The sequence below is a fragment of the Nocardioides sp. Soil796 genome, assembly GCF_001429525.1.
GTDB lineage: Bacteria > Actinomycetota > Actinomycetes > Propionibacteriales > Nocardioidaceae > Nocardioides.
The window spans coordinates 57,644-76,767 of the sequence record NZ_LMSQ01000012.1; the positions used below are offsets into that span (position 1 = coordinate 57,644).

The window sequence follows — 19,124 nt, forward strand, 5'->3', positions numbered from 1 at the left end:
CACAGGTGAGGGCCTAGTCAGGGGGCCAGACCTCGGGGGAGCAGGCTGCGACCAGGGCCCGGCGGGCGGCGTGTTCCAGCGGGAGGAGCGCGTCGGCACGCTGCGCCATCTCGTGCGCCGTCACCGCGGCGCCATGGTCCTGGCCGGCCAGCTCGGTGATGCCCAGGGCCTGGAGTGCGCGGCCGGCCAGCGATCTCGCGCGCTCGGGCGTGCCGGGCGGTGCGTCGTAGGCCGGCACGTGGCGCAGGTTCATCAGCTCGTCGGCGACCTCGGGACGCCAGCGCGCCACCTCGAGGTCGACGAGGGCCGTGGCCGCGGTCGACACCGCTGCCCGCAGTCCCCGGTCTGCCTCACCGAGATCGACCAGAGCACGACGTGCGGCCGGCAGCACCTGCCACACCACACCGGCCCCGGCCCGGACCGGGACCAGTCCCAGGTCGGCACCTTCCAGGACGACGGCCTCGCCGGCGTCGAGTGCCGCGGCATTGAAGTCGGCGGGGCCGCCGAGCCCGGTCGGGTCGCCGGGCGCGGGCAGGGCGAGGCCCGCCGAACGTGCCCCGGAACGGCGTACCGCGCCGAGGGCCAGGAGCAGCGGAGTGGTGCCGTCGTCGCCGGGCAGTCCGACCAGGTCGTGTGCTGCGTCGCCGTCCAGCACGGCGTCGCGGACGTCGTCCGGAGTGGCCGCTCCGCGCAGCCAGGCGGACAACCACCACGCCATGCGGGCCGAGTCGATGGGGAGTGCCGATGCCATGGCGCGGGAGCCTACGCCGGGTGGATAGGGTGCGGGACATGACCGCCGTACTTGAGTTCGCCGAGGTGACGGTGCGCCGTGGGGGCGCCACGTTGCTCGACGGCGTCAACTGGACGGTCGAGGAGGACGAACGCTGGGTGATCCTCGGCCCCAACGGAGCCGGGAAGACCACGCTGATCCAGGTCGCGGCGGCCCAGATCCACCCCACCTCGGGAGTCGCGGGCATCCTCGACGAAGTGCTCGGCACCGTCGACGTCTTCGAGCTGCGCCCGCGGATCGGCCTGACCAGCGCGGCGATCGCCGAGCGCATCCCGCGCCACGAGCTGGTCCGGGACGTCGTGGTCTCCGCGTCGTACGGCGTGCTCGGTCGATGGAACGAGCACTACGACACCCTCGACCACGGCCGCGCCGAACAGCTGCTCGTCGAGCTCGGTGCCAAGCCGTTGCTCGACCGCACCTTCGGCACGTTGAGCGAGGGCGAGCGCAAGCGGGTGCAGATCGCCCGCGCCCTGATGACCGACCCCGAGCTGCTGCTGCTCGACGAGCCCGCCGCGGGCCTCGACCTCGGCGGCCGCGAAGACCTCGTCTCCACGCTGTCGCTCCTCGCGCAGGACGAGCTGGCCCCAGCCACCGTGCTGATCTCGCACCACGTCGAGGAGATCCCTCCGGGCTTCACCCACGCCCTCCTCCTGCGGCAGGGGAAAGTCGTCGCAGCGGGCCCCGTGGAGCGGGTGATCACCGAGGAGATGCTCAGCGCCACCTTCGGGATGCCGTTGCAGTTGGGTCACGAAGACGGCCGGTACGCCGCCCGGCGCCGATCGCGCCGACACGCGGGCTAGGGTTTCGTCATGGACTGGTTGCGCGAACACGCATGGGAGACCTGGTTGGGTCTCACCATCCTGCTCGGCGTGGCCGAGCTGTTCAGCATGGACCTCATCCTGCTCATGCTCGCCACCGGTGCCGGGGTCGCGATGGTCGCCGCGTTGCTCGGCGCGCCGTTCGAGCTGACCGTCCTGCTGTTCGCCGGTGCCTCGGTCGCCGCCTTGGCCCTCGTGCGCCCCAGTGCCCTCAAGAAGCTGCACGCCGGCCCGGAACTCTCGCTGGGCCACGGCAAGCTGGTCGGCCACCACGGCGTCGTCCTGGCCCGGATCAGCGACCAGGACGCCGGCCGCATCAAGCTCTCGGGTGAGGAATGGACCGCCCGGCCCTACGACGAGTCGATCGTCATCGAGGCCGGAGAGACGGTGGAGGTGCTCCAGATCAAGGGCGCCACGGCCTACGTCCACCCGGTGCCGCGACTGGAGCCCTGAAGGCTCTGCCGGCATCTGCTCCACCACGCACCTGAACCACCAGACCTGCTTCACGAAAGAGTGACGGATCTTCCGTCCGGGGAAAGGAAGAGCAGATGACCGCAGTTCTCGTCCTGCTGCTACTGCTGCTGCTGTTCGTCGTCGTCGTACTCGCCAAGACCGTGCGGATCGTTCCGCAGGCGCGTGCCGGCATCGTCGAACGCTTCGGCAAGTACAAGGGCTCGCTGCCCGCAGGCCTCAACATCGTCGTGCCGTTCATCGACAAGGTGCGCTACATGATCGACCTGCGCGAGCAGGTCGTGTCGTTCCCGCCGCAGCCGGTGATCACCGAAGACAACCTGGTCGTCTCGATCGACACCGTCATCTACTTCCAGGTCACCGACCCGGTCGCCGCGACGTACGAGATCGCCAACTACATCCAGGCCGTCGAGCAGCTGACCATGACCACCCTGCGCAACATCGTCGGTGGCATGGACCTCGAGGAGACCCTCACCAGCCGCGACGCGATCAACAGCCGTCTGCGTGGCGTGCTCGACGAGGCCACCGGCAAGTGGGGCATCCGGGTCAACCGTGTCGAGCTCAAGGGCATCGACCCGCCGCCCTCCATCAAGGACTCGATGGAGAAGCAGATGCGTGCCGACCGCGAGAAGCGTGCCGTCATCCTCACCGCCGAGGGTCAGCGCCAGGCCGCGATCCTGACCGCCGAGGGTTCCAAGCAGTCCGCGATCCTCTCCGCCGAAGGTGACCGGGAGTCGCTGATCCTGCGCGCCCAGGCCGACCGGGAGTCTCAGATCCTGCGTGCCCAGGGTGAGGGACAGGCCATCCAGACCGTCTTCCAGGCGATCCACGACGGCCGGCCCGACCAGTCGCTGCTGGCCTACCAGTACCTCCAGATGATGCCGAAGATCGCGGAGGGCGACGCCAACAAGGTCTGGATCGTCCCATCCGAGATCGGCAAGGCGCTCGAGGGCCTCGGCTCGACGATGACCGAGCTCAGCGGAATCCCGAAGGACGTCGACGGGCCGCGTGTGCGTGTCGACATGGGATCCAGCGAGCCGAACATCCCCGACCCGGCCGACCCGACCCTGTCGAGCACGCACGCCGCGGTCGAGCAGGCCATCGCCGAGGCCAAGGGCGCGGCCATCGGCAAGGACTCGGCCGCCGCAGCGGTGACTCCTGAGACGCCGGCCGCACCGGCTGACCCCGAGGTGCCTCCGGCACTCGACCAAGAGGTGCCTCCGGCGCCGTGACACTGCTCGAAGCCGCGGCCGTCCTGCTCGCAGGCCTGGCCGCCGGCACCATCAACACCGTGGTGGGGTCGGGAACGCTGATCACGTTCCCGACCCTCCTCGCGTTCGGCGTACCCCCGGTCACCGCCAACGTCTCCAACACCATCGGCCTCGTGCCCGGCTCGATCTCCGGGGCGATCGGCTACCGGCGTGAGCTGGTCGGCCAACGGGCCCGCATCCTGAGGCTCTCCGTCGCCTCGCTGATCGGCGGCGTCATCGGGGCGGTGCTGCTGCTCGAGCTGCCCTCGGGGGCGTTCGAGGCGATCGTCCCGGTCCTGATCGTGGTCGGCTGCCTCCTGGTGGTCTTCCAGCCGCGCATCTCGGCATGGGTGGCCAAGCGGCACGAGGCCGCGGGCGGCCTGCCGGCCAACGGCGCGTGGTGGGTGTGGCCACTGGTCCTGCTCGGCGGCGTGTACGGCGGCTACTTCGGCGCGGCCCAGGGCGTGCTGCTGATGGCCGTGATGGGCATCGGCATCGACGAGACCCTCCAGCGGCTCAACGGCACCAAGAACGTGCTCGCCGGGCTGGTCAACCTCGTCGCGGGCGTGATCTTCGCTGTCGTCGCCGACGTCGACTGGCTGGTGGTGGCGCTGATCGCGACGGGGGCCGTGGTCGGCGGGCAGCTCGGTGCGATCTACGGTCGCCGTCTGCCGCCGCTCGCCCTGCGTGCGTTCATCGTCGTGGTCGGGGTCGTCGCGCTGATCTTCTTCCTGGTCTGACCCGCCACCGGCGGGCGGGTCAGCGGCGGGCCATCACGAGTGCGGCCGCGCCGGCAACGACGGCACCGACCGCGGGCAGGGTCAGGAAGCCGCTGGTGGCCTTGGTGACCGAGCCGTCGATCCCGGCGGCGGTGCCGGAGAACGCGTCGGTGGCGTCGACGGCCATCCCGACCAGGACGAGGTTGCGCTGGGTGGTGCCCGAGGCAGCGAGCGTGACCGCGCCGAGGGCGACCTCTCGGGCCCCGAACATCCGGCTCATGTAACCGAGCTGCGGGTTCGCCCCCGGGTCGAGCCGGAAGATCTTCGCGGCCAGTGCGGGGGAGACCAGCGCGACGGCGCCGAGGACGATGCGGGCGAGGTTGAGACCGGTGACGGGGTTCATGTCCCGGAGACTAGCGAGCGTCGACGTACGCCGTCAGCCAGGTGTCCATCTCGGCGTACACCTTCTTCCGCACCTCGGGCAGGGACAGCACGACGTCGTGGCGCGCGTCCTCGACCGCGATGCTGGTGACGTGACGCCCGAGTGACGGCGCCCAGCGCCGGATCTGGTTGACGTCGAGCACGATGTCGTGGCGGTGCACCGAGTCGTCCATCGACTCCGGTGCCGCGCTGCGGGCACTGGAGAGCACCAGCGAGGGGCAGCCGACCTCGATGCCGGCGTGGAGCTCGGAGTGGCCGTTGCGCACGGCGCGCAGCCACCCGGCGTACACGGGCTGCGACTCCACCGGCTTCCAGGACAGGTCGAAGTCGAACTCGCCCTCCAGGTCACGGTGCAGGCTGCGGGTGTAGAACCCCGAGACCGGGCGGGGGATCACCCGCTTGGGTGTGCGGGCCCCGACCTGCTTGATCACCGTCGTACCGATGGTGCGGGTCCACCAGGCGCCCTGCATGTCGAACCAGGGGGAGTTCAGCACCATGCCCGCCAGCTCGGGTCGGCGGTCGTTGGCCCACAACGGCACCGTCAGCCCGCCCGTGGAGTGCGCGGTGAGCACCACGTGGTCGTGGCCGTCGCGGCCGCTGATGCGGGCCCAGGCAGCGTCGAGGTCGGGGAAGTACTCGCGCAGGTCCTCGACGTAGTTGACCGTCTGGTGCTGCCGGATCGAGCGGCCGTACTTGCGCAGGTCGAGGGCGTAGAAGTCGTAGCCGCGGGAGGTCCACCACTCGGCGTACTCGGTCTGGAAGAAGTAGTCGGCGAACCCGTGCACGTGCAGCACGGCCTTCGCGGTCGGGGTGTCGGCCGGGCGGTGCACCAGGGTGGCCACCACGGCGCCCTCGGAGTCGTCGGGGAGCTCGATGGTCTCCTGCGTGTACGGCGCCCCCAGGACGTCGGTCTCGACCTCGCTCATGCCGGTGATTCTTGCAGTCGTGGCAAGGAGACTCGCCCTGACCGCTCAATTCTTGAATAGTTCCAGAAAAGGTGGTTGAGTGCTGGCATGCCCCGCACCGATCCCACCGTCATGCTGCGGGAGAAGTCCCTGCGTGTGACGCGGCCGCGGATCGCCGTCCTCGAGGCGCTCACCCGACACCCGCACGCAGACGTGGACACCGTCGCACGCGTCGCCCGCGAGGACATCGGTTCGGTCTCCACACAGGCCGTGTACGACGTGCTCAGGGTGCTGTCCGACGCCGGCCTGGTGCGCCGCATCGAGCCTGCTGGTTCGCCGGCCCGGTTCGAGGTGCGAGTCGGGGACAACCACCACCACCTCGTGTGCCGCACCTGCGGCGACATCGCCGACGTCGACTGCGCGGTCGGAGACGCGCCGTGCCTGCACGCCGTCGAGACCCATGGCTTCGTCATCGACGAGGCCGAAGTGACCTACTGGGGCCTGTGCCCCAGCTGCTCGTCCACCCGACACCCCACCGAAGGAGCACGCAGTGTCTGACGACAACACCAAGCCGTTGACCACGGCGGCCGGCGCACCGGTCACCAACAACCAGGACAGCCTCACGGCGGGTCCGCGCGGCCCGATGCTGCTCCAGGACCTCTGGTTCCTGGAGAAGCTGGCGCACTTCGACCGCGAGGTCATCCCGGAGCGCCGCATGCACGCCAAGGGCTCGGGTGCCTACGGCACCCTCCGCATCACCCACGACATCTCGAAGTACACCAAGGCCGCGATCTTCAACAAGGTCGGCAACGAGTGCGAGATGTTCGCCCGCTTCTCCACCGTGGCCGGAGAGCGCGGTGCGGCCGACGCCGAGCGCGACATCCGCGGCTTCGCCCTGCGCTTCTACACCGAGGAGGGCAACTGGGACGTCGTCGGCAACAACACACCGGTCTTCTTCTTCCGCGACCCGCTGAAGTTCCCCGACCTGAACCGCGCCGTCAAGCGCGACCCGCGCACCAACCTGCGCGACGCGGAGAACAACTGGGGCTTCTGGACCAACCTGCCTGAGGCGCTGCACCAGGTCACCATCGTGATGTCGGACCGCGGCATCCCGAAGTCCTACCGCCACATGCACGGCTTCGGCTCGCACACCTTCTCGTTCATCAACGCCGAGGGCGAGCGGTTCTGGGTGAAGTTCCACTTCCGCACCCAGCAGGGCATCGAGAACCTCACCGACGAGGAAGCCGCCAAGCTGGTCGGCGACGACCGCGAGTCCAGCCAGCGCGACCTCTACGAGTCCATCGAGAAGGGCGACTTCCCGAAGTGGAAGTTCTTCATCCAGGTGATGCCCGAGGCCGACGCGGAGAACTACCGCTTCCACCCCTTCGACCTCACCAAGGTCTGGTCGAAGAAGGACTACCCGCTGATCGAGGTCGGCGAGTGGGAGCTCAACCGCAACCCGGAGAACTACTTCGCCGACGTCGAGCAGGCCGCCTTCACCCCGGCCAACCTGGTGCCCGGCATCAGCTTCTCGCCCGACCGCATGCTCCAGGGCCGCCTGTTCTCCTACGGTGACGCGGCGCGCTACCGCCTCGGGGTCAACCACCACCAGATCCCGGTGAACTTCCCCAAGGGCGCGCCCGGCCTGAACACCTACCACCGCGACGGCACCATGCGCGTCGACGGCAACCAGGGTGGCGTGCCCGGCATCGAGCCGAACAACTTCGGGCGCTGGCAGGAACAGCCGGCGTACGCCGACCCCGCACAGGCGATCGGGTCGACTGCCGACCGGTTCAACTTCCGCGAGGACGACGACAACTACTTCGAGCAGCCCGGTGACCTGTTCCGCCTGATGAGTGCCGAGCAGCAGCAGGTGCTCTTCGAGAACACGGCCCGCGCCATCGACGGTGCATCCGAGACGTCGGTCGAGAAGCACATCGAGCACTGCACGCTGGCCGACCCGGCGTACGGCGAAGGTGTCCGCAAGGCGATCGAGGCGCTGAAGGCCGGCAACCTCGGCGACAGTGACCCCAACCCGGACAACACCCCCGCCTGACCCAGCGATACTCCCTGACGTTTCGGTCCCTCGGACCGAAACGTCAGGGAGTACCTGATTTCAGAGCAGGTGGGTGCGGCCGAACAGTTCGGCGGCCGCGCGGGCGGTCGGCGTACCGGCATCGAGGTCGGCGCCGGCCGCGACCAGTACGGCCACCACGTCGTCGGCCCCCTTGAACAGCGCGCCGGCGACCGGGGACTGGTCACGGTCATTGCGCTGGTCGACGTCGGCGCCTCGTTCGACCAGTGCCGACACCGTGGCCGCGTGACCGTGATAGGCGGCCAGCATCAGCAATGTGTTGCCCCCGGCGTCGGTCGCGTCGACCGGGAGGCCGTGGTCGAGGAACTCCAGGAGCTGCGTTGTCTCGCCGGCGCGGGCCAGGTCCCTGGCCAGGGCCAGCACTCGTTCGGTCTGCTCAGGGGTCAGCTCTGTCATGGGCTCATTCTCCCTGCACCGGCGTAGATCGTGCGGATGACGTCCTCGATGTCCGGCTCGCGCAGGGACAGGTCGGCCACGTCGTACGCCGCAGCGACGGCGGCCACGATCGGTGCCGCGCTGGCCTCGGTGGGGAACGCCAGCCACTGCCGCGGGCCCTCGACCCTGACCACCTCGGCGCCGTCGATCGCGATCGGTGGCGCCTCGTCGACCAGGTCGACCACCAGGGTCCGCCGTGACCCGCCGCGCTGGTGCAGCCCGGCCAGGCTTCCGTCGAAGACGGCGGTGCCGTGGTCGATCACGATCACGCGGTCGCAGAGCGCCTCGATGTCCTGGAGGTCGTGCGTGGTCAGCAGCAGGGTCGTGCCGCGGCGCTCGTTGAGGGCGCGCAGGAACTCGCGCAGGCGGCCCTTGCTGATCACGTCGAGGCCGATGGTCGGCTCGTCGAGATAGAGGATCTCGGGGTCGTGCAGCAGCGCGGCCACGATGTCGCCACGCATCCGCTGGCCGAGTGAGAGCTGGCGCACCGGAGTGTCGAGCAGGTCGTGGAGGTCGAGCAGCTCGAGGAACTCGTCGAGGTTCTCGCGGTGCCGTGCCGGGTCCGTGCGATAGATCTTCTGCAGCAGGTCGAAGGAGTCACGCAGTGGCAGGTCCCACCACAGGGTGGTGCGCTGCCCGAAGACCACGCCGATGCGCCGGGCCAGCTCGGTGCGGCGTCGGGACGGGTCGAGCCCGGCCACGCTGATCGAGCCGGACGACGGCACCAGGATGCCGGTCAGCATCTTGATCGTGGTCGACTTGCCGGCCCCGTTCGGGCCGATGTAGCCGACCATCTCGCCCGCGTCGATCGAGAACGACAGGTCACGCACGGCCTCGACGTCATGGCTGGTACGCCGCAGCCGGCCGGCCTTCTTGCGCACGGTGAACGTGCGGCCCAGTTCGCGGACTTCGATCAGAGACATCTCAGCTTCCCGTCGAGCGGTAGTGGCGGACGCCGAAGCGCCACACGAACGTGGTCAGCCAGAGCATCGCCGCACCCACGACGAGGCTCAGGAACTGGAACCACTGGGGCATCCCGAACGGGTCGTCGCGACCGAGGATGAACAGCGCGGGATACCAGTTCACGAAGGCGAGTGGCAGCACGAAGGTCAGTGCCTTGACCACCTCGCCGGGGAAGATCGCCAACGGGTACTGGGTGATGGTGTTTCCCCCGTAGGTGAAGGCATTCGCGAACTCGACGCCGTCGGCAGTCAGGAACTGGATGCAGGCGAGCATGACGAAGATCGAGCAGAAGATCGCCGCCCCGCCGGTCAGCATGCCGGCCATGACCAGGAGGCGCATCGGCGTCCACTCGACGTACAGGCTCGCCCAGCCCGTGACGATCGTGCAGAGCAGGATCCGGGACAGTCGACGCAGGGCGAACTCGTTGGAGCAGACCTGTGCCAACAAGGGCACGGGGCGCACCATCATCGTGTCGAGATCACCCATGCGGATCATCTGGCCGAGTCTCTCGATGCGGCCCACGAACATGTCGGCGAACGCCAGCCCGATCCCCGTCGCCCCGTAGAGGAAGGCGACCTCCCGCAGGCTGAACCCGCCCATGGAGTCGATGGTGTGGAAGAGGATCCAGATGCCGATGAAGTCGAGCGCCCCGATGACGAAGCCGGCGACGGTCATCATCCAGAACGACACCCGATAGGTCATCGAGGCGCGCACCCACATGGCAGCGATCCGCCAGTACCCGGTCCACCCGTCGACGACGTGCGTACTGTCAACCACCCTGGACCACCACCCGGCGTTCGGCCACCCGCAGCAGCACCAGGCAGGCCAGCATCAGCACGGCACTCCAGGCGGCCGCGAAGCCGAGGCCCAGCCACACCTCGGCACCGGCCCGCTGGCCGAGCCAGATGTCTGCCGGGATCTGCAGCATGGCGGCCCAGGGCATCGCCATCGCCAGGTCGCGCAGCGCACCGGGGAACAGGACGAGTGGCACGGTCAGGCCGGTGAAGAAGGAGTTCATCACGATGAGCACCGTGCGCGGGCCGGCCTCGTCGAAGAGCCAGAACGACGTGATCGCCACCAGCATGCGCATCGCGAAGCTCACGACCACCGCCAGCAGCACCGCCAGCATGAAGGCGACCCAGGCGAACGGCCCGCCGGGAAACCGCAGGTCGAAGAGCAGGGCACCCACGATCGCGGGTCCGACTCCGCGGGTCAGCAGGTGGTACGCCGCTCGCCCGAGGTCGGCCGCGAGATACCAGCCGAGCAGGCCGACCGGACGATAGAAGTCGATCACCACGTCGCCGCTGCGAATCCGGTCGGCGAGGTCGTCGGGGGAGCCGCCGCCGAACATGCCGACGGTCATCAGCATGGCCTGCCCGAGCCACACGTAGGTCAGCGCATCGGTGACGTCGTAGCCGCCGGCGTCGGGACGCTGCTCCCAGACCGCCATGTAGACGAAACAGCTGATGATCCCGAAGACGCAGTTGGTGAAGATGCCCGCTGCCGTCGCCAGGACGTAGGTGGAGTAGCGCCGGAAGGCACGCGTCGCGATGGCGACGTACAGCATGTGACCTCCGGGCAGTCGTGGGCGACCCCGGATCCTTTCACCTAGCGAGGTGTCACGCCAACCACTTTGATCGTGTACTCGTCGTCGACCGCGTTCGTGATGTGGTCCACCTCGAGTGAGCGCACGGCGCCGGTCTCCGGGTCGTAGGTCACCCGGACCGTGGCGGAGTCGCGGAGTGCGGTCTCGACCTGGTCGAAGAGGTCCTCCATGGTGACGATCTCGGGCGCCGCCTCGGCCTTGGGCGCGGCCAGGTTGGTGGCGTCGACCATCGCGTCGCCCTGCACCTCGATCCGCATGTCGAGCGGGGGACAGAAGCAGAGCTGTTCATAACGCCAGCGGTAGTGGTCGATGCCGGCGTTCTTCCAGTCCTCCCTGGCGTCGAGCAGGCGCGTCTCCGGCGTGCTCACCTCGGTGATGCCGTCGGTCGGCGTCGCGGTGGGGTCCTGGTCGGGATCCGCACCGGCGGTGTCGTCGCCGGTGCCGCAGCCGGCCAGGAGGAACACGGTCATCGCGGCCATCAGGAAGCTCTTCATGCCAGTACGACGGCCGTGTCGCTCGACTGGTTCCGCGTGGGAATATCCGTCCGGCCACTCCGGTTGGACCATGTGATTGCATATTCAACTACTTGAGGAGCCTGTGATGCAGTTCGGTATCTTCACCGTCGGCGACGTGACCACCGACCCGACGACCGGTCACACCCCGACCGAGCACGAGCGGATCAAGGCCACGGTCGCCATCGCGAAGAAGGCCGAAGAGGTCGGCCTCGACGTGTTCGCCACCGGCGAGCACCACAACCCGCCCTTCGTGGCGCCCGCGAACCCGACCGTCCTCCTGGCCAACATCGCGGCCCAGACCGAGCGCATCGTGCTCTCCACGTCGACCACGCTGATCACCACCAACGACCCGGTGCGGATCGCCGAGGACTACGGCTACCTGCAGCACCTGGCCGAGGGCCGCGTCGACCTGATGATGGGCCGCGGCAACACCGGCCCGGTCTACCCGTGGTTCGGCAAGGACATCCGCGACGGCATCCCGCTGGCGGTCGAGAACTACGCGTTGCTGCACAAGCTGTGGCGCGAGGAGTCGGTCGACTGGGAGGGAAAGCGCCGCACCCCGCTGCAGGGCTTCACCTCCAGCCCACGCCCGCTCGACGGCGTCGCGCCGTTCGTGTGGCACGGCTCGATCCGGTCTCCCGAGATCGCCGAGCAGGCCGCGTACTACGGCGACGGCTACTTCCACAACCACATTTTCTGGCCGTCCTCGCACGCCGCCAAGATGGTGCGGTTCTACCGCCAGCGCTTCGAGCACTACGGCCACGGCACCGCCGACCAGGCGATCGTCGGGCTCGGCGGCCAGGTCTTCATGCGGAAGAACAGCCAGGACGCGATCAACGAGTTCCGGCCCTACTTCGACCGCGCCCCGGTCTACGGCCACGGCCCTTCGCTCGAGGACTTCATGCAGCAGACGCCCCTGTTGGTGGGTTCGCCGCAGCAGGTCATCGAGCAGACCCTCGGCTTCCGCGAATACGTCGGCGACTACCAGCGCCAGCTGTGGCTGCTGGACCACGCCGGCCTGCCGCTGAAGACCGTTCTGGAGCAGCTCGACATCCTCGGCGAGGAGGTCGTGCCGGTCCTGCGCAAGGAGTTCGCCGCCCTCAAGCCGGCCCACGTGCCCGACGCCCCGACCCACGAGTCCCTCGTGGCTGCCGCCGGCGGCCCGCGCGAGTCCACCACCGTCCACGCCGCTGACGACGTCACCGGCAAGTCACCCGAGGAGGTGTCCGCATGACCCTCAAGATCGCTGTCGTCTCCGCCGGTCTCAGCGACCCGTCGTCGACCCGCCTGCTGGCCGACCGGCTCGCCGACGAGTCGGTGCGACTGCTCACCGAGCGCGGCCACGAGGTGGTGCTCGACGTGATCGAGCTGCGCCCGCTGGCCCACGCCCTGGCCGACTTCATGCTGACCGGGTTCGCCACCGGTGACCTCGAGGAGGCCCTGGCCTCGGTGTCGCGGGCCGACGCCCTGATCGCGGTCACCCCGGTGTTCACCGCGTCGTACAGCGGCCTGTTCAAGATGTTCTTCGACGCCGTTGACAACGATGCGCTGGAAGGCACGCCGGTGCTGGTCGCAGCGACTGCCGGGACAGCCCGGCACTCCCTGGTGCTCGAGCACGCGCTACGGCCGTTGTTCGCCTACCTCAAGGCGGTCGTCGTGCCCACCGCGGTGTTCGCCGCGAGTGAGGACTTCGGCAGCACCGCCGGCGGCGCGCTCGACACTCGGGTCCGCAAGGCCGCCAACCAGCTGGTGGCGTTGCTCGGCGCCGGTCAGCCGACGCGTGCCACCCGACCGGTCAAGGTGACCATCGACAACCCCGAGGACACCCCGGACTTCGCGTCGATGCTGGCCGCAGTCTCACGCTGAGGCCGAGTTGGGACAGGCCGAGTTCGGGTCAGCGGCTCTCTTCCTCGAGCCACGCATTGACCCGTCGCTCGGCCTCGTCCGGGTCGACGTCCTCGACCCGGGTCATCACGGCCCAGCGGTGGCCGAACGGGTCGAGGAACGCGGCGTAGCGGTCGCCGGTCACGAAGGTGTCGGGCTCGCCGTACGACTTCGCGCCGGCGTCGATCGCGGCGGCGTACACCGCGTCGACGTCGGGGCAGTAGAAGACGGTGCTTCGGCTGACCACGTCACCGCCGTCGGGGGCGGCCAGGTTGTGGTCGGGTGCGGGGTCGCTGAGCTGCATGCGGCCGTTCGCCACCTCGAGCTCGGCGTGCGCGATCGTGCCGTCGGGTGCCTCCATGCGGCTGATGACGGTCGCGCCGAGCACGGCGGTGTAGAAGTCGATCGCCTCCGCTGCGCCCTGGCAGCAGAAGTACGGCGTGAGGCTGGTGTAGCCGGCGGGGATCGGGTCGACGGTCGGGGTCTTCTGTTCGGTGGTCATGTCACCCATGCTCCCTAGGCTGGGGCCATGGGCTCTTGGAAAAACGCGACAGGTCGCCGCGGCCTCCCACCCGATGCGCGTCGTCCGGCCACGTCGACCCATGCGGGCATCCTGAGGCCCGACCAGTTCGCGCGGTACGCCGACCTGTCGCGGCCCACGCCGGACCCACGACTGGACCCGTGGATCGAGCACTACTGGACCGTCGCGTGGAACCTGCCCGCCGGGACGACCTACCTCTCGGAGGTCGTGCCGCACCCGGCCGTCCACGTCACCGTCGAGTCCGGCACGACGCCGCACCACGGGCTGGAGATGCCCGCCGCCCTGGTGCACGGGGTGGTCACCCGCAGGTTCTCGATACCGCTGTCCGGCGAGGGGCGCTCGTTCGGCATCAAGTTCCGCCCCGGTGGGTTCGGCGCGTGGACGGGTGACGACGTCGGTGGGTGGACCGACCGGGTGGAGTCCCTGCGGGCCGTCTTCGGTGCTGCCGCCGACGACCTGCTGCGCGACGTGCTGGGCGAGAGCTCCGACGCGGTGCGGGCCAAGGTCATGGACGCCTTCCTGCTCGAGCGACTGCCCGGCCCCGATCCGGCGTACGACCGGGTGATCGCCATCGTGGCCGGTCTGGTCGCCGACTCGTCGCTGGTCACCGTCGAGCAGGTGGCCGAGCGCTTCCACGTCTCGGTGCGCACCCTGCAGCGGCTGTTCCGGCGCTACGTCGGTGTCGGGCCCAAGTGGGTGCTGCGCCGCTACCGCCTGCACGACGCGGTCACCTTGATCGATGCGGGGGAGTACGCCGACCTGGCCGACCTGTCCGCCCGCCTCGGATGGTTCGACCAGGCCCACTTCACCCGCGAGTTCACCGACCTCGTCGGTGTCCCGCCGGGGGAGTACGCCGGCCGCTGAACGCTCGGCCCATTGAACGCTCGGCCGATTGAACGCTCGGCCCATTGAACNGGCATGGAGATCATCGAGATCGACGTCCGCAACGTCGCCGCCCGGCGGGAGTTCTTCGCCGTCGAGCAGGAGGTGGTCCACCATGACCTGCCCGACGGCTGGGAGCGCACTTACGAGTCGTTCGAGAAGTCCGTGATTCAGGCCGACAACCCCTACCGGCGCGCCGTCCGGCTGGCAGCCGTGACGGACGGTGCCTGGGTCGGCACCGCGGAGGTCGGCCTGCCGCTCAAGGACAACACGCACCTCGCCGATGTCGAGCTCGCGGTGCGACCGCACGCTCGGCGGGCGGGCGTGGGCCGCGCGCTCTTCGCCCGCGTCGAGGAGATCTGCGCCGAGCACGGGCGCACGACCTCGTGCGTGGAGATGCACGTTCCTCGGGGCGTTGCCTTCGAGGACAGCCCGGGTGTGCGGTTCGGCCGCACCTTCGGGTTCGAGAGCGTCCACCAGGAGGACCACCTCGTCCTCGACCTGCCGGCCGACGTCTCCCACCTGGAGGCGGCCGCTGCGGGCGCCGGGTCGGCGTACGAGATCGTGCTCTGGGGTGAGCGGTGCCCCGACGAGCACGTCGCCCAGTTCTGCGCGATGCGTACCCAGATGGCCAACGACGTGCCGACCGGCGAGATGGACATCGAGGCCGTCGTCTTCGACGAGGAGCGGTTGCGCACCGGCGAGTCACGCCTTGCGCAGGGCTGGATCCCGATCGTGGCCGCAGCCCGGCGCCGCGACGACGGCGTGATGGGTGGCTACTCCATGCTGGTGCTGCCGCGCGGCGGTGACCTCGTGCTCCAGGACGACACCCTGGTCATGCCGGAGCACCGGGGCCACCGCCTCGGCACCGCGTTGAAGCTGGCCACCCTCGAGGTCGTTCGCCGGGAGCACCCCGAGCGCCGGGCGATCCACACGTGGACCGAGCCCGACAACCACGCGATGCAGCGCACGAACGCCGACTTCGGGTTCACGCCTCGGGCGCGGCTCCACGAGCTGCAGCGTCAGTCCTGACGAGCCGTCGTCAGTGCTGGTAGGTGCCGTGGACGATCGCCCGACCCAGCGTCTTGAAGGCCAGGTTGAACGAGACGACGGCGGGTGAGGCGTCGGCGTCGACGCCCAGGGACTCCTCGCCGACCGCGTGCACCACGAAGTAGTAGCGGTGTACCTGGTCGCCCTCGGGCGGCGCGGCACCCATGAACCCGGCGTCGCCCGCGTCGTTGCGCACGTGGAAGGCGTTGCCCGGCAGGTCACCGGACGCGGCGCCGGCGTCGAGGGCCGTGACGTCGGCCGGCACGTCGACCAGCACCCAGTGCCAGAAGCCGCTCGGCGTCGGTGCGTCCGGGTCGAAGCAGGTCACCACGAAGGACTTCGTGCCCTCCGGGGCACCGCTCCAGGCCAACTGTGGCGAGGTGTTGCCGTGGGCAGCGACCTGGTCGTCCTTCAGCGGCTGGCCGTCGGTGACGTCGGCACTGGTGAGCGCGAAGGACGCGGTCTGCGGCAGCAGGTCGTAGGGGTTCGGGGTCACGGGGCGTTCGATGCTCATGCCCCGAACTTAGTACGACAGCCCAGTCCGCCACGTGGAAGGCGACCCGCCGGGTCAGCGCGATGTCCGGGAATCCATAAGAATGGCCCGGTGAACTCCCCACGGACACTCATCGACTCCACCCTCGCCGCGATCCGCCCGCCGTCGGCCGAGGCCGCGCAGCAGGCCCGCGACCGCCAGGCCCAGCTCACCAAGCCGGCCGGTGCACTCGGCGTGCTCGAGGAGGTCTCGATCCAGCTGGCGGGGATCGCAGGCACCTGCCCACCGCCCGCCCCGGCCGCACCCGCGGTGGCCGTCTTCGCCGGTGACCACGGAGTCCTGGCCCAGGGTGTCTCGCCGTGGCCGCAGGAGGTCACGGTCGGGATGGTCGAGAACTTCCGCGCCGGCGGAGCCGCGGTCAACGTCCTGGCCCGCGCCTGCGGTGCCGTCGTACGCGTCGTCGACGTCGGTGTCGCCTCCGAGATCGCCGGCGACGAGGTCGTGCTGGCCCGCAACGTACGCCGCGGCACCGGGGACCTCAGCGTCGGCCCGGCGATGACCCGCGACGAGGCTGAGCAGGCCATCTCGGTGGGCATCGAGGTCGCCAACCTGCTGGCCGACGCCGGGCACGACGTGCTGCTCACCGGTGACATGGGCATCGGGAACACGACGCCGTCGGCCTGCCTGCTCGCCGCCCTGACCGGCACCCCGGCCGAGGTGGTCACCGGTCGCGGCACCGGCATCGATGACGAGACGCTGGCCCTCAAGACCCGTGTCGTCGCCGACGCGGTCGCCCGGTTGTCCGCCGACGCGGACCCGGTCGACGTGCTGGCGGAGGTCGGCGGCCTCGAGCACGCCGGTCTGGTCGGCTTCATCCTGGGCGCCGCCGCCCGCCGGCTCCCGGTGATCCTCGACGGCGTCATCGCCGGCTCCGCAGCCCTGGTCGCCCAGGCGCTCTCGGCCGACTCCATCGGCTACTGCCTGGCCGGCCACCGCAGCGTCGAGCCCGGTCACCGCACCGCGCTCGAGAAGCTCGGCCTGCGCCCTCTGGTCGACCTCGACCTGCGCCTCGGCGAGGGAAGCGGTGCCGCACTGGCGTTCCCGCTGGTGCGCTCGGCCGCGTTGATCCTCGACGAGATGGCCACCTTCGACTCCGCCGGTGTGGCGAACAAGGACGCATGATGAGCGACTTCGTCCCCTACCCCTCGGGTCTGCGGCTGGCCGGCCGCAAGGTGGTCGTGGTCGGCGGCGGGCACGTGGCCCAGCGGCGGGTTCCCGCGCTGATCGCCGCGGGTGCCGACGTGCACCTCGTCTCGCCCGAGGTCACCCCGGCCATCGAGGGCCTCGGTGCCGAGATCACCATCGAGCTGCGCGGCTTCGTGGAGTCCGACCTGGACGAGGCGTGGTACGCCATCGCGGCGACCGACGACGCCGAGACCAACGCGGCCGTGGCTGCCGCCGCCGAGGAACGCCGCATCTTCTGCGTGCGCAGCGACGACGCCCGTGAGGCGACCGCGTGGACGCCGGCCACCGGTCACCACGGCACCGTGACCGTCGCCGTGCTCGGCAACCGCGAGCCGCGCCAGTCGGCGCAGGTGCGCGACGAGATCATGCACGCCCTGCGGGAGGGGCTGATCACCGCCAACCACGACCGCACTCCCGGGGTCGTGCTGGTCGGCGGCGGGCCCGGCGACCCCGAGCTGGTCACCCTGGCCGCACGCAACGCGCTGGCCTCGGCCGACGTCGTCGTGGCCGACCGGCTCGCCCCGCGCGAGCTGCTCGACGAGCTGTCGCCCGACACCGAGCTGATCGACGTGGCCAAGCTGCCACGTGGTCGCTCGGCCAGCCAGGAGTTCATCAACAAGGTCATCGTCGAGCGCGCCCTCGAGGGCAAGCGCGTCGTCCGCTTCAAGGGCGGCGACAACTTCGTGTTCGGCCGTGGCTTCGAGGAGGTCATCGCCTGCAACGCCGCCGGTGTCCCGGTCACGGTCGTCCCGGGACTGTCCTCGTCGATCGCCGTGCCGGCGCGGGCCGGCATCCCGGTCACCCACCGGGGCGTCACCCACGAGTTCACCGTGATCTCGGGCCACCTGCCGCCCGGCCACCCCGAGTCGCTGGTCAACTGGGACGCGGTCGCGCAGATGCAGGGCACGGTCGTGCTCCTGATGGCCGTGCAGAACGCACCGCACATCGCCACGGCGCTGGTCGAGGGCGGCCGTGCGAGCGACACGCCCGTGGCCGTGGTCATGGAAGGCACGATGCCGGAGGAGCGCACCGTGCTCTCGACGCTCGGCACCCTGGCCGCCGACATCGAGGCGCAGTCGGTGAAGCCGCCGGCGATCATCGTGATCGGCGAGGTCGTGGCGGTGGCCCGGCCGGAGCACTACGGGCGTGGCTGAGCTCCACCACGTCGACGACCCGGCCGACCCGCGGCTGGCGGACTACCGCGACCTGCGCGACGTCCAGCTGCGCAGGCACCTCGAGACCGAGAACGGCCTGTTCCTCGCCGAGGGGGAGAAGGTCGTCCGTCGTGCGGTGGAGGCCGGCTTCGCGCCGAGATCGTTCCTCATGGCGCCCAAGTGGCTCGACGGCCTGGCCGACATCCTCGAGACGACCGACGCGCCCTGCTTCGTGATGGAGGAGCGGGTCGCCGAGCAGGTCACCGGCTTCCACGTGCACCGTGGTGCCCTGGCCTCGCTGCGTCGTACGCCGTTGCCGACGCTCGACGCCGTGCTGGAAGGTGCCCGCTCGGTGCTCGTGCTCGAGGACATCGTCGACCACACCAATGTCGGAGCGATCTTCCGCAGTGGTGCGGCGCTCGGCTTCGACGCGGTCCTGCTCGCTCCTCGCTGCGCGGACCCGCTCTACCGCCGATCGATCAAGGTCGGCATGGGGGCGGTCTTCACCACTCCGTGGACCCGCCTCGACGACTGGTACGACGCGTTGCCGGCCCTGTCGGCCCGCGGGTTCACCACTGTCGCGCTGACCCTGGCCGACGACGCCGCCGCGATCGAGGACGCCGTCGCCGGGGTCGAGAAGGTGGCCCTGGTGCTCGGCGGAGAGGGGCACGGACTCTCGGCTCGCTGGGAGAAGTCGGCGGACCGTCGCGCGATCATCCCGATGCGTGAGGGCATCGACTCGCTCAACGTCGCCGCGGCCACCGCCGTCGCCTGCTACGTCACCGCCCGCCGCTGAGGCTCCCGGGACGTCCTGCACTGCGGTCGCTGCGACAACCCCGACGCAGGACGTTGTGCCGGACGTCCTGC

Annotated in this window: 23 protein-coding genes; 13 read left to right on the forward strand and 10 right to left on the reverse strand. The window is 70.0% G+C overall.

Annotated elements, in window-relative coordinates; translation table 11 throughout:
* Positions 1-13: 13 nt before the first annotated feature.
* Positions 14-751, reverse strand: coding sequence for a hypothetical protein (locus ASH02_RS04230; RefSeq protein ID WP_056677946.1), 738 nt, complete (start codon positions 749-751; stop codon positions 14-16).
* Positions 752-789: 38 nt separating this feature from the next.
* Here ASH02_RS04230 and ASH02_RS04235 point away from each other — a divergent pair, with 38 nt between their 5' ends.
* The 4 genes from ASH02_RS04235 (at position 790) to ASH02_RS04250 (ending at position 4,069) form a co-directional block, all read left to right on the forward strand.
* Positions 790-1,590: an ABC transporter ATP-binding protein gene (locus tag ASH02_RS04235; protein WP_056677949.1), complete on the forward strand. Its 801-nt coding sequence runs from the start codon at positions 790-792 to the stop codon at positions 1,588-1,590.
* A gap of 9 nt (positions 1,591-1,599) precedes the next feature.
* The gene (locus tag ASH02_RS04240) at positions 1,600-2,061 is read left to right on the forward strand and encodes an NfeD family protein (protein ID WP_056677952.1); all 462 of its coding nucleotides are present in this window, start codon (positions 1,600-1,602) and stop codon (positions 2,059-2,061) included.
* A 95-nt stretch (positions 2,062-2,156) separates the two neighbouring features.
* Positions 2,157-3,311, forward strand: a complete 1,155-nt coding sequence (locus ASH02_RS04245; protein WP_056677955.1) for an SPFH domain-containing protein — start codon at positions 2,157-2,159, stop codon at positions 3,309-3,311.
* Positions 3,308-4,069: a sulfite exporter TauE/SafE family protein gene (locus tag ASH02_RS04250; protein WP_056677958.1), complete on the forward strand. Its 762-nt coding sequence runs from the start codon at positions 3,308-3,310 to the stop codon at positions 4,067-4,069. Before ASH02_RS04245 ends, ASH02_RS04250 begins: the two co-directional genes overlap by 4 nt.
* Before the next feature lie 19 nt (positions 4,070-4,088).
* Here ASH02_RS04250 and ASH02_RS04255 read toward each other — a convergent pair whose 3' ends face one another.
* Together ASH02_RS04255 and ASH02_RS04260 are read right to left on the reverse strand one after the other, a co-directional pair.
* Positions 4,089-4,451 carry a DUF4267 domain-containing protein gene (locus ASH02_RS04255; RefSeq protein ID WP_057294336.1) on the reverse strand — a complete coding sequence of 121 codons (363 nt, stop codon included), beginning with the start codon at positions 4,449-4,451 and terminating at the stop codon, positions 4,089-4,091.
* Between the two features lie 10 nt (positions 4,452-4,461).
* Positions 4,462-5,415, reverse strand: a complete 954-nt coding sequence (locus ASH02_RS04260) for an alpha/beta hydrolase (protein ID WP_056677964.1) — start codon at positions 5,413-5,415, stop codon at positions 4,462-4,464.
* Between the two features lie 87 nt (positions 5,416-5,502).
* Between ASH02_RS04260 and ASH02_RS04265 the strand changes: the two genes are divergently transcribed.
* Together ASH02_RS04265 and ASH02_RS04270 are read left to right on the forward strand one after the other, a co-directional pair.
* Positions 5,503-5,952, forward strand: a complete 450-nt coding sequence (locus ASH02_RS04265) for a Fur family transcriptional regulator (protein WP_056677967.1) — start codon at positions 5,503-5,505, stop codon at positions 5,950-5,952.
* Positions 5,945-7,450 (forward strand): catalase, encoded by a 1,506-nt coding sequence (locus ASH02_RS04270; RefSeq protein ID WP_056677971.1) that lies wholly within the window; start codon positions 5,945-5,947, stop codon positions 7,448-7,450. The genes ASH02_RS04265 and ASH02_RS04270 overlap by 8 nt, the downstream gene beginning before the upstream one ends.
* 60 nt (positions 7,451-7,510) lie before the next feature.
* Here ASH02_RS04270 and ASH02_RS04275 read toward each other — a convergent pair whose 3' ends face one another.
* The 5 genes from ASH02_RS04275 to ASH02_RS04295 are packed head-to-tail and all read right to left on the reverse strand — an operon-like array spanning position 7,511 to position 10,987.
* Positions 7,511-7,885: an ankyrin repeat domain-containing protein gene (locus ASH02_RS04275; RefSeq protein WP_056677974.1), complete on the reverse strand. Its 375-nt coding sequence runs from the start codon at positions 7,883-7,885 to the stop codon at positions 7,511-7,513.
* Entirely contained in the window at positions 7,882-8,847 is a 966-nt protein-coding gene (locus ASH02_RS04280) for an ABC transporter ATP-binding protein (RefSeq protein ID WP_057294337.1), read from the reverse strand. The genes ASH02_RS04275 and ASH02_RS04280 overlap by 4 nt, the downstream gene beginning before the upstream one ends.
* A 1-nt stretch (position 8,848) precedes the next feature.
* On the reverse strand, positions 8,849-9,664 hold the full coding sequence (locus ASH02_RS04285) for an ABC transporter permease (RefSeq protein ID WP_056677978.1): 816 nt from the start codon (positions 9,662-9,664) through the stop codon (positions 8,849-8,851).
* On the reverse strand, positions 9,657-10,454 hold the full coding sequence (locus ASH02_RS04290) for an ABC transporter permease (RefSeq protein ID WP_056677982.1): 798 nt from the start codon (positions 10,452-10,454) through the stop codon (positions 9,657-9,659). Before ASH02_RS04290 ends, ASH02_RS04285 begins: the two co-directional genes overlap by 8 nt.
* 41 nt (positions 10,455-10,495) lie before the next feature.
* Positions 10,496-10,987 carry a DUF6174 domain-containing protein gene (locus ASH02_RS04295; RefSeq protein WP_056677985.1) on the reverse strand — a complete coding sequence of 164 codons (492 nt, stop codon included), beginning with the start codon at positions 10,985-10,987 and terminating at the stop codon, positions 10,496-10,498.
* 106 nt (positions 10,988-11,093) lie between these two features.
* Here ASH02_RS04295 and ASH02_RS04300 point away from each other — a divergent pair, with 106 nt between their 5' ends.
* Both ASH02_RS04300 and ASH02_RS04305 read left to right on the forward strand, forming a co-directional pair.
* Positions 11,094-12,242 (forward strand): LLM class flavin-dependent oxidoreductase, encoded by a 1,149-nt coding sequence (locus tag ASH02_RS04300; protein WP_056677987.1) that lies wholly within the window; start codon positions 11,094-11,096, stop codon positions 12,240-12,242.
* Positions 12,239-12,874, forward strand: coding sequence for an FMN reductase (locus ASH02_RS04305; protein ID WP_056677990.1), 636 nt, complete (start codon positions 12,239-12,241; stop codon positions 12,872-12,874). The genes ASH02_RS04300 and ASH02_RS04305 overlap by 4 nt, the downstream gene beginning before the upstream one ends.
* A 28-nt stretch (positions 12,875-12,902) precedes the next feature.
* On the opposite strand, the gene ASH02_RS04310 is transcribed toward ASH02_RS04305, so the two are convergent.
* Positions 12,903-13,394, reverse strand: coding sequence for a VOC family protein (locus ASH02_RS04310; protein ID WP_056679352.1), 492 nt, complete (start codon positions 13,392-13,394; stop codon positions 12,903-12,905).
* A gap of 27 nt (positions 13,395-13,421) precedes the next feature.
* Here ASH02_RS04310 and ASH02_RS04315 point away from each other — a divergent pair, with 27 nt between their 5' ends.
* The gene (locus tag ASH02_RS04315) at positions 13,422-14,297 is read left to right on the forward strand and encodes an AraC family transcriptional regulator (protein WP_082563562.1); all 876 of its coding nucleotides are present in this window, start codon (positions 13,422-13,424) and stop codon (positions 14,295-14,297) included.
* 54 nt (positions 14,298-14,351) lie between these two features.
* Positions 14,352-15,347, forward strand: coding sequence for a GNAT family N-acetyltransferase (locus ASH02_RS27475; protein ID WP_056677992.1), 996 nt, complete (start codon positions 14,352-14,354; stop codon positions 15,345-15,347).
* Positions 15,348-15,357: 10 nt separating this feature from the next.
* Here the strand turns inward: ASH02_RS27475 and ASH02_RS04325 are convergent, their stop codons facing one another.
* Positions 15,358-15,879, reverse strand: a complete 522-nt coding sequence (locus ASH02_RS04325; RefSeq protein WP_056677994.1) for a YbhB/YbcL family Raf kinase inhibitor-like protein — start codon at positions 15,877-15,879, stop codon at positions 15,358-15,360.
* Positions 15,880-15,969: 90 nt separating this feature from the next.
* Here ASH02_RS04325 and cobT point away from each other — a divergent pair, with 90 nt between their 5' ends.
* Genes cobT through ASH02_RS04340 form a run of 3 tightly spaced genes read left to right on the forward strand, consistent with a single transcriptional unit; the run spans position 15,970 to position 19,053 of the window.
* The gene (cobT, locus tag ASH02_RS04330) at positions 15,970-17,040 is read left to right on the forward strand and encodes a nicotinate-nucleotide--dimethylbenzimidazole phosphoribosyltransferase (RefSeq protein ID WP_056677996.1); all 1,071 of its coding nucleotides are present in this window, start codon (positions 15,970-15,972) and stop codon (positions 17,038-17,040) included.
* Complete coding sequence (gene cobA / locus ASH02_RS04335; protein ID WP_056677998.1) at positions 17,040-18,257, forward strand: uroporphyrinogen-III C-methyltransferase; 1,218 nt, start codon at positions 17,040-17,042, stop codon at positions 18,255-18,257. The genes cobT and cobA overlap by 1 nt, the downstream gene beginning before the upstream one ends.
* Positions 18,250-19,053 (forward strand): TrmH family RNA methyltransferase, encoded by an 804-nt coding sequence (locus tag ASH02_RS04340; RefSeq protein ID WP_056678001.1) that lies wholly within the window; start codon positions 18,250-18,252, stop codon positions 19,051-19,053. Before cobA ends, ASH02_RS04340 begins: the two co-directional genes overlap by 8 nt.
* The last annotated feature ends 71 nt before the right edge of the window (positions 19,054-19,124 follow it).

What these genes read in the sequence shown, in the direction of transcription:
- ASH02_RS04230 (WP_056677946.1), bottom strand. Translation starts at nt 751, where the DNA reads ATGGCATCGGCACTCCCCATCGACTCGGCCCGCATGGCGTGGTGGTTG.
- ASH02_RS04235 (WP_056677949.1), top strand. Translation starts at nt 790, where the DNA reads ATGACCGCCGTACTTGAGTTCGCCGAGGTGACGGTGCGCCGTGGGGGC.
- ASH02_RS04240 (WP_056677952.1), top strand. Translation starts at nt 1,600, where the DNA reads ATGGACTGGTTGCGCGAACACGCATGGGAGACCTGGTTGGGTCTCACC.
- ASH02_RS04245 (WP_056677955.1), top strand. Translation starts at nt 2,157, where the DNA reads ATGACCGCAGTTCTCGTCCTGCTGCTACTGCTGCTGCTGTTCGTCGTC.
- ASH02_RS04255 (WP_057294336.1), bottom strand. Translation starts at nt 4,451, where the DNA reads ATGAACCCCGTCACCGGTCTCAACCTCGCCCGCATCGTCCTCGGCGCC.
- ASH02_RS04260 (WP_056677964.1), bottom strand. Translation starts at nt 5,415, where the DNA reads ATGAGCGAGGTCGAGACCGACGTCCTGGGGGCGCCGTACACGCAGGAG.
- ASH02_RS04265 (WP_056677967.1), top strand. Translation starts at nt 5,503, where the DNA reads ATGCCCCGCACCGATCCCACCGTCATGCTGCGGGAGAAGTCCCTGCGT.
- ASH02_RS04275 (WP_056677974.1), bottom strand. Translation starts at nt 7,885, where the DNA reads ATGACAGAGCTGACCCCTGAGCAGACCGAACGAGTGCTGGCCCTGGCC.
- ASH02_RS04280 (WP_057294337.1), bottom strand. Translation starts at nt 8,847, where the DNA reads ATGTCTCTGATCGAAGTCCGCGAACTGGGCCGCACGTTCACCGTGCGC.
- ASH02_RS04290 (WP_056677982.1), bottom strand. Translation starts at nt 10,454, where the DNA reads ATGCTGTACGTCGCCATCGCGACGCGTGCCTTCCGGCGCTACTCCACC.
- ASH02_RS04295 (WP_056677985.1), bottom strand. Translation starts at nt 10,987, where the DNA reads ATGAAGAGCTTCCTGATGGCCGCGATGACCGTGTTCCTCCTGGCCGGC.
- ASH02_RS04300 (WP_056677987.1), top strand. Translation starts at nt 11,094, where the DNA reads ATGCAGTTCGGTATCTTCACCGTCGGCGACGTGACCACCGACCCGACG.
- ASH02_RS04305 (WP_056677990.1), top strand. Translation starts at nt 12,239, where the DNA reads ATGACCCTCAAGATCGCTGTCGTCTCCGCCGGTCTCAGCGACCCGTCG.
- ASH02_RS04310 (WP_056679352.1), bottom strand. Translation starts at nt 13,394, where the DNA reads ATGACCACCGAACAGAAGACCCCGACCGTCGACCCGATCCCCGCCGGC.
- ASH02_RS04315 (WP_082563562.1), top strand. Translation starts at nt 13,422, where the DNA reads ATGGGCTCTTGGAAAAACGCGACAGGTCGCCGCGGCCTCCCACCCGAT.
- ASH02_RS27475 (WP_056677992.1), top strand. Translation starts at nt 14,352, where the DNA reads ATGGAGATCATCGAGATCGACGTCCGCAACGTCGCCGCCCGGCGGGAG.
- ASH02_RS04325 (WP_056677994.1), bottom strand. Translation starts at nt 15,879, where the DNA reads ATGAGCATCGAACGCCCCGTGACCCCGAACCCCTACGACCTGCTGCCG.
- cobA (WP_056677998.1), top strand. Translation starts at nt 17,040, where the DNA reads ATGAGCGACTTCGTCCCCTACCCCTCGGGTCTGCGGCTGGCCGGCCGC.